General features: G+C 52.4%; 14 protein-coding genes. 9 read left to right on the top strand and 5 right to left on the bottom strand.

Translation table 11 applies throughout. The features are described 5' to 3' along the window. The first annotated feature begins 141 nt into the window (after positions 1-141). The 3 genes from AC07P6_RS15205 to AC07P6_RS15195 all read left to right on the top strand — a co-directional run bounded on the left by AC07P6_RS15205 (position 142) and on the right by AC07P6_RS15195 (position 2,574). Positions 142-1,281, top strand: coding sequence for an MFS transporter (locus AC07P6_RS15205; RefSeq protein ID WP_434663915.1), 1,140 nt, complete (start codon positions 142-144; stop codon positions 1,279-1,281). A gap of 121 nt (positions 1,282-1,402) precedes the next feature. After that, on the top strand, positions 1,403-2,002 hold the full coding sequence (locus AC07P6_RS15200; protein WP_478316856.1) for a dienelactone hydrolase family protein: 600 nt from the start codon (positions 1,403-1,405) through the stop codon (positions 2,000-2,002). After that, positions 2,002-2,574, top strand: a complete 573-nt coding sequence (locus tag AC07P6_RS15195; RefSeq protein ID WP_478317018.1) for a DUF1349 domain-containing protein — start codon at positions 2,002-2,004, stop codon at positions 2,572-2,574. Before AC07P6_RS15200 ends, AC07P6_RS15195 begins: the two co-directional genes overlap by 1 nt. Positions 2,575-2,606: 32 nt before the next feature. Here the strand turns inward: AC07P6_RS15195 and AC07P6_RS15190 are convergent, their stop codons facing one another. Both AC07P6_RS15190 and AC07P6_RS15185 read right to left on the bottom strand, forming a co-directional pair. Next, positions 2,607-3,902 (bottom strand): aspartyl protease family protein, encoded by a 1,296-nt coding sequence (locus tag AC07P6_RS15190; RefSeq protein WP_478316855.1) that lies wholly within the window; start codon positions 3,900-3,902, stop codon positions 2,607-2,609. Positions 3,903-4,239: 337 nt separating this feature from the next. After that, complete coding sequence (locus tag AC07P6_RS15185; protein ID WP_304259034.1) at positions 4,240-4,803, bottom strand: DUF2975 domain-containing protein; 564 nt, start codon at positions 4,801-4,803, stop codon at positions 4,240-4,242. 283 nt (positions 4,804-5,086) lie between these two features. On the opposite strand from AC07P6_RS15185, the gene AC07P6_RS15180 reads away from it, so the two are divergent. After that, a complete protein-coding gene (locus tag AC07P6_RS15180; protein ID WP_478316853.1) occupies positions 5,087-5,479 on the top strand; it encodes a VOC family protein in 393 nt (130 codons plus the stop codon). A 44-nt stretch (positions 5,480-5,523) separates the two neighbouring features. On the opposite strand, the gene AC07P6_RS15175 is transcribed toward AC07P6_RS15180, so the two are convergent. Together AC07P6_RS15175 and AC07P6_RS15170 are read right to left on the bottom strand one after the other, a co-directional pair. Then, positions 5,524-6,132 (bottom strand): DJ-1/PfpI family protein, encoded by a 609-nt coding sequence (locus AC07P6_RS15175; protein WP_478316851.1) that lies wholly within the window; start codon positions 6,130-6,132, stop codon positions 5,524-5,526. A 29-nt stretch (positions 6,133-6,161) separates the two neighbouring features. Beyond that, positions 6,162-7,253 (bottom strand): RNA-guided endonuclease InsQ/TnpB family protein, encoded by a 1,092-nt coding sequence (locus AC07P6_RS15170; RefSeq protein ID WP_478316850.1) that lies wholly within the window; start codon positions 7,251-7,253, stop codon positions 6,162-6,164. A gap of 45 nt (positions 7,254-7,298) precedes the next feature. On the opposite strand from AC07P6_RS15170, the gene tnpA reads away from it, so the two are divergent. Further along, entirely contained in the window at positions 7,299-7,709 is a 411-nt protein-coding gene (gene tnpA / locus AC07P6_RS15165) for an IS200/IS605 family transposase (RefSeq protein WP_478316849.1), read from the top strand. Between the two features lie 264 nt (positions 7,710-7,973). Here tnpA and AC07P6_RS15160 read toward each other — a convergent pair whose 3' ends face one another. Further along, positions 7,974-8,600, bottom strand: a complete 627-nt coding sequence (locus AC07P6_RS15160) for a DUF1062 domain-containing protein (protein WP_478316848.1) — start codon at positions 8,598-8,600, stop codon at positions 7,974-7,976. Between the two features lie 368 nt (positions 8,601-8,968). Between AC07P6_RS15160 and AC07P6_RS15155 the strand changes: the two genes are divergently transcribed. The 4 genes from AC07P6_RS15155 (at position 8,969) to AC07P6_RS15140 (ending at position 13,691) form a co-directional block, all read left to right on the top strand. Then, complete coding sequence (locus AC07P6_RS15155; RefSeq protein WP_434658920.1) at positions 8,969-10,000, top strand: LacI family DNA-binding transcriptional regulator; 1,032 nt, start codon at positions 8,969-8,971, stop codon at positions 9,998-10,000. Between the two features lie 135 nt (positions 10,001-10,135). Next, positions 10,136-11,089: an ABC transporter substrate-binding protein gene (locus AC07P6_RS15150; protein WP_478316847.1), complete on the top strand. Its 954-nt coding sequence runs from the start codon at positions 10,136-10,138 to the stop codon at positions 11,087-11,089. A gap of 63 nt (positions 11,090-11,152) precedes the next feature. After that, complete coding sequence (locus AC07P6_RS15145) at positions 11,153-12,685, top strand: sugar ABC transporter ATP-binding protein (RefSeq protein WP_182238584.1); 1,533 nt, start codon at positions 11,153-11,155, stop codon at positions 12,683-12,685. Continuing rightward, the gene (locus AC07P6_RS15140; RefSeq protein WP_182238582.1) at positions 12,672-13,691 is read left to right on the top strand and encodes an ABC transporter permease subunit; all 1,020 of its coding nucleotides are present in this window, start codon (positions 12,672-12,674) and stop codon (positions 13,689-13,691) included. Before AC07P6_RS15145 ends, AC07P6_RS15140 begins: the two co-directional genes overlap by 14 nt. The last annotated feature ends 54 nt before the right edge of the window (positions 13,692-13,745 follow it).

Here is a 13,745-nt window from a genome sequence, read left to right as displayed (position 1 = left end):
TGCAAAATCGAGCAACAAAACCACCCTGAAAACACCATTCGAGCAATATTGAGCACCTGAATGATTAGTCCTCTCTGAAGGTATCGGCGTGATGCCAACTGAGTACAGGGAAGCCTTACGATCTTACGACAAGGAACATCAATGCACGCTTCTGCTCTAAATGCCAGCCAGTCCCTGGCAACACGTATCGCGTTTTTCATTTCAGGCTTTGCCACCGCAACCTGGGCGGTGATCGTGCCATTCGCCAAAAGCAACACGGCAGTTAACGACGCCATGCTCGGTACCCTGCTGCTGTGCCTGGGGATGGGCGCGCTTATTGCCATGCCGCTGACCGGCATACTGACCAGTCGCTACGGTTGTCGTCGGGTGATTGTGTCGTCAGTGGCTATCGTTATCGTGTCCATGCCTTTACTGGCCATCATTAGCGATGCCCGGCTGCTCGGTTTTATGCTGCTGATATTTGGTGTGGGCATCGGCGTGACGGACTGCGCCATGAATATTCAGGCGATTATCGTCGAACGCCAGGCAAACAAACCATTAATGTCCGGCTTTCATGGGATGTACAGCGTCGGGGGAATTGCCGGTGCCGGGGTGATGACTCTCCTGCTGACCGCCGGACTTGCCGCTCTCTCCGCCACCATCACTGTTGCACTGATCGTCACCGGGCTGTTACTCATCTGTACCAAAGGGCTTTTACCGTGGGCCAACCCGTCCAGCGGGCCTGCATTTGCTATCCCGCGAGGCATCGTGTTGTTGATCGGCATAATCTGCTTTGCGGTCTTTCTGGCCGAAGGCACGGTGCTCGACTGGAGCGCCGTCTTTCTCACCGAAGTTCGCGGCATGCCGGAAAACCTGGGCGGGCTGGGTTTTGCCTTCTTTGCCATAGCGATGACCGCAGTCCGCCTGAGCGGCGACCGCCTTATCACTCGCCTCGGCTTTGTACCGGTGGTATTTGGCGGTTCCATTCTGGCCGCCATCGGTTTTTGCCTGGTGACGTTCGTCCCCGCCTGGTCGCTGTCGCTGCTTGGCTACGTGCTGGTCGGCGCAGGCTGTGCCAATATTGTCCCGGCGATGTTCTCAGCCGTGGGGCGTCAGCAGGTCATGCCACAATCCGTAGCCGTTCCTGCGATTACCACCATGGGGTATCTGGGCGTACTGGCGGGACCTGCGTTGATTGGTTATGTCGCGCATCTTAGCTCATTGACCTATGCGTTTATTTTTATCACCTTGTTGATGCTTATCGTTGCTGCAATGTCGCGCACGGTTGCGCCGGAAAGGTAGGCGTACAGGCAAGAAACAATCAGAAGCGAGCAACCATCTTGACGGGCTCTGATACACTGACCCAGTTCGGGATGGTTCTCAATTTCTGACAAACTCATTTTTATCCAACAGAGGCGCGTTTATGTTACCTGATTGCGATAAAGCCATCGTTCTGCTGCATGAAATCTATGGCATCAATGCGCATATTCAGCGAACCGCTGATATATGGAAAAGACGCGGTTTCGATGTTTATACCCCAATGCTCTTTCCCCATTCAGCGCCTTTCCGCTATGACCAGCAGGATGAAGCCTACCGCCACTTTAGCGATAACGTCGGCTTTGATACGGCGGGTGTCGAGTCCCTGCTAGCCGGGCTAAGGGAAAAATATGGCACGGTACTGGTGATCGGCTATAGCGTGGGCGCAACCTTAGGCTGGCTGGCCGCCAGAAGCGGACTCTGCGACGGTGTCATTTGCCATTATGGCTCACGGATCCGTCAGCACAGTGACATTGCGCCGCCCTGCCCGACGCTTGTTATTATTGCCAGCGATGAGCCCGCGTTCGATCCCCGCATAATGCAAAATGAACTTAAGAAAAAGCCGTCTGTGTCCTGTCGAATGTTCAATGCACAGCACGGCTTTTGTGATGCCGATAGCCAGGCGTGGGACGCATGCCTTGCGCAGCAGGCAGCCGAGGCCGCAGAACTATTCATATCCCTTATTCAGCAGAAACAGGAGGCATGATGCATCAGGCATGTCACTGGATTAACGAACCGACAACATGGGCCGATAAGGATGGCGTCCTCAGCGTGGTAACCGACGCGCAAACTGACTTCTGGCGTGAAACCTGGTACGGGTTTGAGCGCTTTTCCGGGCATATCTACGCAACGGAAATCTCCAGCGATTTCACCTTCCAGGTTCGGGTTCGCGCTGATTTCGACACCCTGTATGACCAGGCGGGGATTATGCTGATGCAGGATGAGCGACATTGGCTTAAGGCCGGCATTGAGTATAACGACGGCGCACCCGCCATCGGCAGCGTACTGACGCTGGGGAAATCAGACTGGGCAACCGGCAACTATTCAGGAGATCCCCGAGAGTTCTGGCTGCGCCTGACCCGTCAGGGAGAAGCACTACGTTTGCAATATTCCACAGACGGTCACCGTTGGCCGCTGCTGCGCCTGTGCCCTTTTCCAACCGGGATGGCAAAGGTCGGCGTGATGTGCTGTACGCCGCAACGCAGTGGACTTAAGGTCGATTTCCACGACCTTTCGCTGCTGCCGCCGAATGGTAAAGATTTGCACGACCTGAGCTGAGACGCCGGGAGGGCACCCTCCCGCCTCTGCTTCTACTCAAATGTCATAGCCATCGAATCAAAATCAATCGTCCACTTATAGTGCCTGAGGAATTGATGGCTTATAAAACCGTCCAGAATCATCCCCGACTCAGTGTGGTACAACGCGTCAGGCAGAACACCAAAGAGACCGGTTAACCCTGTCTGCTTTAGCGGACCTAAAGCAACGCTATCAATGCTTAATCGGGTTATCTCAAAGCCACCGCCGCCAAGCCCGCCTTTACTGTTATCCGGCATAAAGGCATCCTGCGGATCGCGCTTAATCCCGACATAATCCAGAGCCCCTTGCTGCAGTAGAATCGAAGCCTCCGGGTCGTCCAGACCGGAGTCGAGGAAAAAGGTCATTCCCTCTTTACCGTTGACCGCCCCTTTCACAATCATGAAATGCGAACCATCAAGAATAAACGGGAGCCTGGCGGCTGTTGTCGCATCAGGGCTGACATGAGCTGTAGTTCCGCTTCTGGGTTTCAGAACGAGCTGTCTCTGTGGATAATCCAGTGTGGTGAGGAACTGATGGAACACCCCGGTCGATAAAATACCGTCAACTTCTATCGTCTCTCCCGTTTTCTCATCGGTAAAAATCCACTCTGGCGGAAATTCCGCTAAGTCGACAGGCACGTTACCCAGCGTCACCGCCCCTAAGTCGAGACGTTCCAGACGCGAATAGCGGGTTTCTGCTGTTTTACCGCCAGCATAAATCCCGGCATAGCTGGCGATGGGCTTAATACCGATTTTCTCAGCCAGCGTAGAGTTAATGACAAAAAGATCGGCTCCGGTATCGATGAAGACATTAATGGGTTGCCCATTCACCTTGACGGATACCACCGGCAGATTATTCATCGAAATAAAGGGAAGTTTGGCCTTATTTTCCCGCCACAGCAGTTGATAAGATTTTATATCGCCAAAGTCTCTCATTAATTGCACGAGCGCTTTCTCATTATCGGAAAGATGTGATAATTCAGTGTCGTGATTGAATATTTGTAGCGCTTTTGCATATTGCCCGGTTTGGTAATAGACGTAGAGAAGTCCTGAGCGACTTTTCTGATAAAACGGCGAATCCATTTTGATAGCGGAGAAATTTTTTTCTGCCTCACTATATTGTCCACGCGAATAGTGAATGAGTCCCATAGAATAAGTCGCATTCCCCTGCCAGGCAGCCACTGCCAATAGCGGCTCGAGGCTTTTTTCCGCATCCTCCAGGTTTCCGCTCATCAGCTCATCCTGGGATAGTTCCCAGCGCAGCGCGTTGTTGTGCGGTTCTTCGGCCAGTCGCTGTTTCTTTTCCGCCATCAACAGGAGATAGTCTCCCCGATGTAATATTTCATATTTTCCTGTTTCTGAGACACTGACCGCCTGATTGGTTAAGGCTCTTGCGCTTACCGAGGCGAATGTTATTGTCAGAATACATATAGCCAGGCCTGCATATTTTACGAGCATAGGAACTCCTGTTGGCAATAGAAAAATATTGCCAATATCAAATGGATAAATAACATCCTGTTAGCAAAATAGACTGGTTTCAAATAATGCATTTCATTGATTATTAAAAAACACCATAACGAGAGAGTTTGGAGTATTCCGGGTGGAAATTACACCCGGATTTATAATAATCATCGCTTATTGCAATTTTTCAAAGAAAGAGTTTATTTTCTTCATTGATCGCAGTTGCCTTTTCCAGTATTTTCGCCACCGCCATGACGCAGGCAGAAACAAAAAGCCAGGCTATTGATTGCAGCTCAAACCCGAATAATATCTCACGTTCGCCTGCGGGCTTTAGCATCGTTAGCCAATAGCTGAGTAGCGGGTCCACGACGATCGTCATGATGACCCAGGCCCCCAGTGAAGCGCCAATTTTGCGCATATGCTGTGCCGCACCGGCAGAAAAGTAGTCCCTGCGCGCATAGGAGTGAAATAGCGCCCGCAGGTGGAACAGGCTGTAGCAAAGAGGGAGCACAACCAGAAAGCTGATGACCCCGGCACCAACGGCTTGCCACCATGGTAAATCCGGTAAGCGAATGTTAAGCGTCGAGAGTAGTCGATCCGATAGCGAGAGATTGATCCCCGCCAGCTCATGGGTCAATGATATCGATGGAAAGAACAGAACGGCCGTATTCATCACGATAATCGCCACCATCAATAACAGGGTGATACTAACCATCCTTTGGCTGAACCGCGCAAGTGCATCAGTAGACATTCAATCCCTCGTGATTTCTCTGAGTAAGTGATGACAGAATACACAGAATCACTGCAAAACAATAATAATTTATCGTTTTACGATAAACAAAAAGATTGAAACATCCATTTACCATTATATTTCATAAGGTTAATTTCTTTACCTGCGTTCAAATACCTTGCCACAGATAACAACCCGCGCTGATTAATCACGAGCAATGTAGAACTTTTGGCCCGCCAGGCCCTGCGTCACCGCCATAGCTGCTAGATTGACATGTTACTCAGGCGAAAATCCAGGAGGCTCCATGTTTTCCTATATCATGCTTGGCACCAACGATCTGCCTCGTGCTATCCGTTTTTACGACCCGTTGATGGAAATGCTGGGACACCCGCAGAGCGGTCGGAGCGATGAAGGCGCATCATGGGGGACATTCAGCGAAAACCGCACCACCGGCCTGTGCGTTGGCAGGCCGTTTAACCAACAGCTGGCAACAACCGGCAACGGCGTGATGGTTGCGCTGAATGCGCGTTCCGTTGAACACATTCAGCAGCTTTATGCGCTGGCGCTAAGCCTGGGGGGAACCGATGAAGGGGCTCCAGGACACCGCCCGCAGTACGGTGAAGGTTTCTATAGCGCCTACGTCAGAGACCCCGACGGCAATAAGCTGGCGTTCGTTTATTATGCTGATGTGCACTAAGCACGCAAAACCAGGCCCCTCTTTCCGACGCGCTTTGTATCGCATCAACCTTCAGGAAACATTCCTGATGTAAACGCCGCTCTCATCGCTGCAATCTCCTTTTCCTGCGCCGCGTCTAATGCGGCCAGCATATTGCAGGTAAAATCGACAAAACCGACACCGTTGGCAGTCACCAGGTTGCCGTCACGCACGGAAGGGACGTTCTGGTACCGCGCTTCGCCACGATAGGCTGACCCCGCTTTGCCCTGGAGATAGGCCAGACCGTTTGATGTATGAGCGGCCTCATTGAGAAAACCGTTGGCACCTAAAAATGCCGATGCATCACAAATAGCCCCAACCACTAGCTGCCGGGCAAGCGCCTGCTTGACCAGAGGCACCACTCGCAGTGCCTCTTCACCCCACCAGTTAAGCCCGCCAACCAACACCAGGGCGGCGTAATCTTCTGGCATCGTCTGGAAGGTATAGTCCGCCAGGCAGCGAACACCACCGATAGAGGTGACAGGGCCCTCATCCGGTGCGACGATTTTGACGTCATATTGCGGTTCCCATACGCCAAATCCCCGACGTAACCCCGGCGCTAATAATGCAAACTCCCAGTCGGCATACTCTGGGATCAGCACAAACAACACTTCTTTGCGGGTATCCAAAGACATCGTTCTCTCCTTTTTGACATCCTCCCCGCCTAAAGGACGGGGATTCCTACAGCCAGACGGCAATGTCCTGCCGCGAGAATGTTCTTTGCGGCGTTAACGTCGCGATCATGAGCGGTTCCGCACTCACAACAAGTCCATTCTCTTATTCGCAAGCCTACTCTACCTTTCGGACTGTTGTCGGAGATAGCTCCGCAACACGAACAAGCCTGGGTGGAATACCTTTCGTTGACTACTTCAAACACCACTGACCGCGCAATCGCTTTGTATTCCAGTTGTGTTTTGAGCATCGCCCAGCCAGCGTCTAAAACGCTCTTAGCCATTTTGGTTTTGGCTAACTTGCTGCTGCTCACGTCGCCCACGAATATCCCCGCATGGCTGTTTACCAGCGCCGTGCTGAACTTGTGCAGGGCATCTTTGCGGCGGTTCTTAATTTTTGCGTGGATGGCGCGTACACGGGCTTTTTTACCTGCCCGCTGCGCCTTGCCTAACGCTGGTTGCAGGTCACAATAAAAACGACCAGCTACCAGCTTGCTACCATCGGATACTGTGGCGGTATCCTTTAATCCGAGGTCAATGCCGACAGCGGTCGCGCCCGTGGTATGGACGGTCACAACCTCTACGCAGATATTGAAGTACCAGCGCCCCCGACTATCTTCTGAAAAGCTACCAGCGCGGAATTTGTATCCCGCCAGGCCGTAGCTATCCCAAACTTTAAAGTAGTGGCCGGCGAACTTAACGCAGCCATTCTGCAACTGCGCCTGTTTTGACTTGAACGGCACCCAGCCCAGTGAACGGCGAGCGCCACCACTAACACGCCAGCGCAGGCGGGAACGCTTAAACTGTTTGCGTGCCTTGCCGTGGTGCGCGATCACCTCCTGTACCGTAGCGCTGCCGATGGAATAGCCGCGCTCACGCTGTATACCGGTTGTCATCTTCTGAACATCAAACGCGGTTAACCACTTTGGAACCTGCGCACCAAAAGCGCCAGCGTTGCTGTATGCCGCGCTGGTTATCTCATTTGCCAGATTGAAGACCTGATTAACCTCAAAGGCCATTTGCCTCAAAATAGCGGTGTGGCGGTCTTTAATTCTGACTGATAAAGTTTTGGTCTGAATGCTCATAGCACTCTACACTACACACCTAAAACATATTTACAAGGTTGGTCTATGAGCTTGGCATATCGAACGGGGCGGCATTGTGTTTTCATGCTGCATTGTCATTTAATCTTCATTACGAAGTATCGCGGACGTGTTTTTAATGACACGCACCTGGAAACGCTTGAGGGGATTTGTCGCAACGTTTGCAAGCTGTTTGAGTGCGAACTGGTGGAATTTAATGGCGAGTCGGATCACGTTCATATGCTGCTTAACTTCCCGCCGAAGGTGTCAATCAGCAAGCTGGTTAACAGCCTGAAAGGGGTTAGTAGCCGCAAGATGAAATTGCATCATCCAGACCTGCACAAGCCCGCCTGGAAGTCAGACGCGCTATGGTCGCCATCTTATTTCGCTGGCAGTGTGGGCGGTGCGCCCCTTGAGGTGATTAAGAAATACATTGAAGAGCAGAACCGGCCTCATTAGCGCCCTGGCGGGCGCTTCGCTCTACATCCCCTACCTCAAAGGAAGGGGCTTTCCGCGAAAACTCTGGTAAACACAGATTCCGCCGTGACGGCGTTCGGATTGCCTGGCGTCGCTCTTGCAATCGACGCAATTGGCGTGTTGTTACACGCGCTAAAACTGTATAAATACCCAGTAATAAAGGCAAGGTTATTTTTCCTCTCATAGCAACCAGAGTTAATTTTTGCGAGGCAGCTCCCCGGATAGAATAACTATCCGGGGTACTGGCTATTTTCTCCTCAGGTCAGATCCTGCAGATAATTGAATACGCCTGTGCGCCAGGAGAACTTCCGTAGCGATATAAAGCGTATACCCTTCTGGCCTTAATCTTCTTGCTTTCAACGTCTTCAACGTAATACCCGCAATATCTCCCGAATCAAGGCGCTTGCGGATTTCGTTGCCGCTCAGGCCCAGATGACTGCGCAGCACCGCCAGCAAACTGACCTGAAAAGTACGTTCCAGTCTGACTCTTACCCTAACGCGAGAAGTGCGAAGAAGGCTGATTTGCCACCGCTCTTCAACAACGAATTCAGGCGAACCTGATAGCGTTGCGCCGTTGCGCCGCAGAACCTGCAGATCGTGAGAATAGTGCTGAACGGCAGATTCAGCGTTAGCGACAAGTTGCCCATAGAGTTGCGGATTGATTTTACCGATCGGCAAACGAGAGAACAGGCTGATATTCCAGGTGTAGGCACAGCGCACGCACTTATAGATACTCCAGACATCCAGTACCTTTTTTTGCGAATTGATCCGGAAGGCTCCGGATGGCGTGAAATCCTGCGCCCCATGACATGAGGGACAGCGTTTGCTAATCAGCTGGTAGCCCACAGGACTGACGTTCCATGTGACTTTCATGGTAACCCTTTTTTTAACCCATACAAAAGCGGATCCGTCTATAACGGACCGTGATTTTTTTGCGATGTGAAAAATATTTAGAGAATACTTTTCAGTGGGTTAAAAAAAGATTTCCAACGCGACTACCCTGTCTGATTGCGAACGAATAGGCCAAGAGTAACAAAATGATTGAGCGTTCAATCATGCATGAAATCAATAAATATCAAATTTCATTCACAAACCACCTTGATTACATCTTGTTCACAAAACGAGAAACCGCTCACTGATCTAACAAACCTAAACGTTTATGTTTTACATCATAAACGTTTAGGTTAATGGAATAATCGTTTATATCGCCAGTTGATACACATAAAGATAGAGAGTGGAAAATGCGAAAAGCGACAATGCGGGACGTCAGTGAGGCAACAGGATTCTCAATGTTTACCGTCTCACGTGCGCTAAACGGCGGAGATGGCGTTGCGGATGACAGCCGGGAGCTGATACTCAAGGTGGCGCGGGAACTTGGCTATGTCCCTAATCGTGCAGCCCAGGCGCTACGCCGTTCCAGCAGGGATTCCGTGGCAGTTATCACCGCACACGCCTCCAACTCCTACTACCTCAACCTGATGTCCGGGATTCAGCATATGCTGCAACCTTCGCAATGGACCGTGGTTCTTGGGGATATTGCAGTAAACGGTATCTACGATCGGACCCAGGAAGATCGCATGATTAACCGTCTGATTGAATCCCGAATGGCGGGCATCATTTCGACGGTGACGCTCCATCCGGAGAGCCTGAGTCTGCTGGCTAAATGGGATATTCCGGTGGTTTTTGTCGATTCCCCTCCTCGGGGCGATCATAATTTTCCCTGCGTGACCACCGATAATTATCATGCCAGCCTGTTAGTCGGTGAACATCTGGCGCAGCACGAATATAAAAACTGGCTGCTGCTTATCTACCCCGAACGCTGGACGACACGCTTTGAACGCGAACGCGGGATCCGCGAATCGGCAGAACGCTGCGGCGCAACGCTGCGGGTGCTGGAAACCGAAAATGACGCGCATTCAGCTTCTGAAAAACTGAGTCAATACCTCGATAGCCAGGCGCAGTTGCCCGACGTACTTATTGCCGGTAACAACCCTATTCTGCTGGGGTCGCTTCAACAGCTTCAGCAACGGCAAATCGCCATTCCCGACGATATAGCCCTTATTGGCTATGACGAATTTGACTGGGCGCCGCTGCTAAATCCACCGCTCACCGTACTGAATGAAAATAGTGAAGAAATTGGCAAGCAGGCTGCAGAAATGCTGATCCGATTAATAAAAGAAGAAGGAAAAGGAGACACCACAACGCAACTCAGAGTGCCCGCCGAGCTGGTTGTTCGCCAGTCCTGCGGCTGTAGCAAAACTAATAAGAAATAAAAGACGCATTTTCATCTATTTAAATAATGGCTGAGCGTTCAGCCAATATTACAAAACAACATCAGGGGATTATTTCTGAGGTTCCCCCATACCTGGCCGTACCGTCATACAACGAGATAATTACAGGAGCAGAACATGACTAAACTTCGCAAAGCATGGCTGGCTGTCGCGGTTACAGCGGTCATCGCCACCATGACCGGATTTTCTCCCATCGCCAGCGCCGCGTCCCAGGAGGGCAAAAAAATTGCCCGTATTGGACTAATGGTGCAGGACATGTCCAACCCGTTCTTTTCGGCAATGGAGAGAAATGCTAAGCAAGCCGCTGGTGAGATCGGTGCCTCCATTAACGTACAAGACGCGCAGGTCGATTTGGCAAATCAGAACACCCAGATTGATGCCTTTATTCAGCAAAAAATGGATCTCATTATTATCTCTGCGGTTGACGAATCCGGGATTGAGCCCGCAATTCAAAGGGCAAAAGCCGCGGGCATCATCGTTATTGCGGTCGATACGCCCGCTAAAGGTGCTGACGCCGCCATCATGACCAACGCCATCCAGGCCGGAGAAACCTCCTGTGAATATCTGTTCAGCCAGATGGGCGGAAAAGGCAAAGTGCTGCTGGTTGATGGAACGCCGATCCAGACGATTATCGACCGTATTAAAGGGTGTAAAAACGTCGCTAAAAAATACCCGGATATCAAAATCGTCGGTCAGCAGGCATCACGCAACGACCGTGCTTCCGGCCTGATGGTCACCACCGATATGCTCACCGCCAACCCGGATGTCTCCGGTATTTTCGGCATGAACGATCCCTCTGCTCTGGGCGCCGTACTGGCCGTTGAACAGGCGGGCAAGGCAAACACCATCAAAGTCACTGGCGTAGACGGCAGCCCGGAAGCAGTTGATGAGCTAAAACGCAGCGGCTCACCGTTTATCGGTACCGCAACGCAAAACCCCGGAGAAATGGTACGCCAGGCCATATCGCTTGCTCAGGATATCGTGGCGAATAAACCCGTACCTTCCCATACCATTTTAATCCCCAGCGTACTGGTCACGCGCGATAACGTGAGTAGCTATCCGGGTTGGTAAAAACATCACTTCAAGATGCGATAAACGGGATGAATTTCAGGTTCATCCCGGAGGGTAAAGACAATGGCCGACAGATCATCACAACCCCTGCTCCGGCTTGAGGGGATCTCAAAACGCTACGGCGCGACGTTGGCGCTGAACAATGTACGTTTTGATTTATTTGCCGGAGAGGTTCACGCCCTGATGGGTGAAAACGGGGCGGGTAAATCCACGCTGATGAAAATTCTTTCCGGAAATGAGCAGCGCGACAGCGGTGCCATTTTTAAAGATGGGCATGAGATTGATATACGCACACCTCGTGATGCTCGCAAGCAGGGTATCGCCATTATCCACCAGGAACTGAATACGGTTGCGGATATGACGGTGGCGGAAAATCTGTTTCTCGGTCAGGAGCCTACGACCTTTGCCGGTATTCTCGACCGGAAACGGATGTACCGGGAAGCAAAGCATAAGCTGGATCGCATCAATGCGGATATTGACCCGCATGCACCGCTCGGGTCGCTCAGTATCGGGCGCCAGCAGATGGTGGAAATCGCCCGCGCCGTCAGTGAAAACGCCAAAGTGCTCGTGCTTGATGAGCCAACAGCGGCCCTGTCGCGAACGGAAACGCTGCAGTTATTTCGCTTGATTGAACAGATGCGTCAGGACGGCGTCGGGATGGTCTATATCTCACACCGCATGGAAGAAGTATGGCAGTTGGCCAATCGGGTCACGGTGTTCCGCGATGGCACCTGGATCGGCACGGAAACCATGGGCAGCGTCTCCACCACTGATATCGTGCGCATGATGGTGGGAAGGCAAATTGTCGACTTGTATCAACACGACCCCCGCACGCCTGGAGATGTGCTGCTGGATGTCAGAGAACTCGCGGGTAGCGCAACCGGCCCGGTGACTTTTGACGTCAGGGCGGGGGAAGTGGTCAGCATGTCCGGACTGGTCGGTTCCGGGCGCACCGAAGTCGCCCGGCTATTGTTCGGTGCCGATCCGCGAACCCACGGTAGCGTGCATATTGATGGCAAGGCGATCCACCCTTCAGACCCTACCGCCGCCATCGCAGAAGGTATTGGGATGGTGACTGAAGACCGAAAAACGCAGGGGCTGTTCCTGGGGCACTCGGTTGAGCACAACATTGATATTAGCTCTCTCGATAACTTTGTCGCCAGCGGTGTCGTCAAACGTCAATCCATCCGCACGGCGGTTCTCGAACAGATGCGCAGACTTCGGTTGCGAGAAAATGCAGTTGAGCTGCCGGTCAGCGCCCTGTCCGGCGGTAACCAACAAAAAGCGGCGCTGGCGCGTTGGCTGCTACGCGACTCACGGTTGCTGATCCTCGATGAACCCACGCGCGGCGTCGATATTGGCGCGAAAAGAGAAATATACGAACTGATCGACAAGCTCGCCCGCGCCGGAAAAGCCATTCTGGTTATCTCTTCCGACCTGCCCGAGGCCATTGGGATCAGCGACCGACTACTGGTCATGCGCGCTGGCCGTATCGTTCACCAGTTACCTTCACATTCAGCAACGGAAGAAGAAGTGATGCTGCACGCAACAGGAACCTTCACCAGTCAACCCGGAGAATGCCATGGACAACAATAAACCAGTGACGGAACTGCCGGTCAACGCGCCGTTTGATTTTGCAAAATGGTGGGATCGGGTGGGGATCCTGATCGTTCTGCTGGTACTGCTGATCCTGATGTCGACCTTTGCCCCTAACTTCAATCGGGTCGATAACTTGTTGAATATTGCCAGATCGATTTCCGTTAACGCCATCCTGGCAGCAGGCATGACTTTCGTGATTTTAACCAGCGGCATTGATTTATCCGTCGGTTCTATCGTCGCCGTCTCCGGCGTGGTCTCGGTCGTTGCTGCGATGGCCGGTATCCCGGCACCGTTGGCGATTCTGGCCGGCATCGGCGTTGGTGCTCTCTGCGGGCTGCTCAATGGCGTCCTGTCCGCTTATCTCGCCCTCGCCCCCTTCATTGTGACCCTCGGCACGATGACGTTTCTGCGCGGTATGGCCTACACCATTACCGAAGGACAACCCATTGTTTCGAGTAGTCTCAGCTTCCGTGAACTGGGAAATGGTTATATCGCCGGTATCCCTGTTCCAGTGATTATCATGCTGGTGGTTTATCTGCTGGCGTGGTTCATCCTTGAGCGTACCCGATTCGGGCGTCATATCTATGCCGTCGGCGGCAACGCTCAGGCTGCTCGTCTGGCCGGTGTACGGGTGAAACGTGTTCTTGCCGCCGTCTATATGATTGCCGGTGTCTGCGCAGGTTTGGCTGGCATTATCTTTGCCGCGAGGGTCATCTCCGCCCAACCTACCGCCGGGACAGGCTATGAACTGGACGCGATTGCGGCGGTTGTCCTGGGGGGCACCAGCCTTGCCGGTGGACGCGGGCGGATTATTGGCACCCTGATAGGCTCAGTGATCCTTGGCGTACTTAGCACTGGACTGATCCTGTTGAGCGTCCCCTTCTTCACCCAACTTTTAATCAAAGGCATCGTCATCATACTCGCCGTGGCGATAGACGGGCTGAAGCAGCATCCGGAGCTGTTCACCTTCTGGCGGAAAAAAGAGATCGCCCGACCACGCTAACTTTCCATGACGCTTTGTTTATCCGCCGCTCAGGCGGCGGGTTTTCGCTTGCTT

This window comes from Klebsiella sp. GFKo11 (assembly GCF_056490265.1).
This window is presented reverse-complemented; position numbering and strand designations above follow the sequence as displayed.

Coding starts and splice junctions, on each gene's coding strand:
- AC07P6_RS15200 (WP_478316856.1), top strand. CDS start 1,403: ATGTTACCTGATTGCGATAAAGCCATCGTTCTGCTGCATGAAATCTAT.
- AC07P6_RS15175 (WP_478316851.1), bottom strand. CDS start 6,132: ATGTCTTTGGATACCCGCAAAGAAGTGTTGTTTGTGCTGATCCCAGAG.
- AC07P6_RS15195 (WP_478317018.1), top strand. CDS start 2,002: ATGCATCAGGCATGTCACTGGATTAACGAACCGACAACATGGGCCGAT.
- AC07P6_RS15150 (WP_478316847.1), top strand. CDS start 10,136: ATGACTAAACTTCGCAAAGCATGGCTGGCTGTCGCGGTTACAGCGGTC.
- AC07P6_RS15140 (WP_182238582.1), top strand. CDS start 12,672: ATGGACAACAATAAACCAGTGACGGAACTGCCGGTCAACGCGCCGTTT.
- AC07P6_RS15180 (WP_478316853.1), top strand. CDS start 5,087: ATGTTTTCCTATATCATGCTTGGCACCAACGATCTGCCTCGTGCTATC.
- AC07P6_RS15145 (WP_182238584.1), top strand. CDS start 11,153: ATGGCCGACAGATCATCACAACCCCTGCTCCGGCTTGAGGGGATCTCA.
- AC07P6_RS15160 (WP_478316848.1), bottom strand. CDS start 8,600: ATGAAAGTCACATGGAACGTCAGTCCTGTGGGCTACCAGCTGATTAGC.
- AC07P6_RS15170 (WP_478316850.1), bottom strand. CDS start 7,253: ATGAGCATTCAGACCAAAACTTTATCAGTCAGAATTAAAGACCGCCAC.
- AC07P6_RS15185 (WP_304259034.1), bottom strand. CDS start 4,803: ATGTCTACTGATGCACTTGCGCGGTTCAGCCAAAGGATGGTTAGTATC.
- AC07P6_RS15205 (WP_434663915.1), top strand. CDS start 142: ATGCACGCTTCTGCTCTAAATGCCAGCCAGTCCCTGGCAACACGTATC.
- AC07P6_RS15190 (WP_478316855.1), bottom strand. CDS start 3,902: ATGGCGGAAAAGAAACAGCGACTGGCCGAAGAACCGCACAACAACGCG.
- tnpA (WP_478316849.1), top strand. CDS start 7,299: ATGAGCTTGGCATATCGAACGGGGCGGCATTGTGTTTTCATGCTGCAT.
- AC07P6_RS15155 (WP_434658920.1), top strand. CDS start 8,969: ATGCGAAAAGCGACAATGCGGGACGTCAGTGAGGCAACAGGATTCTCA.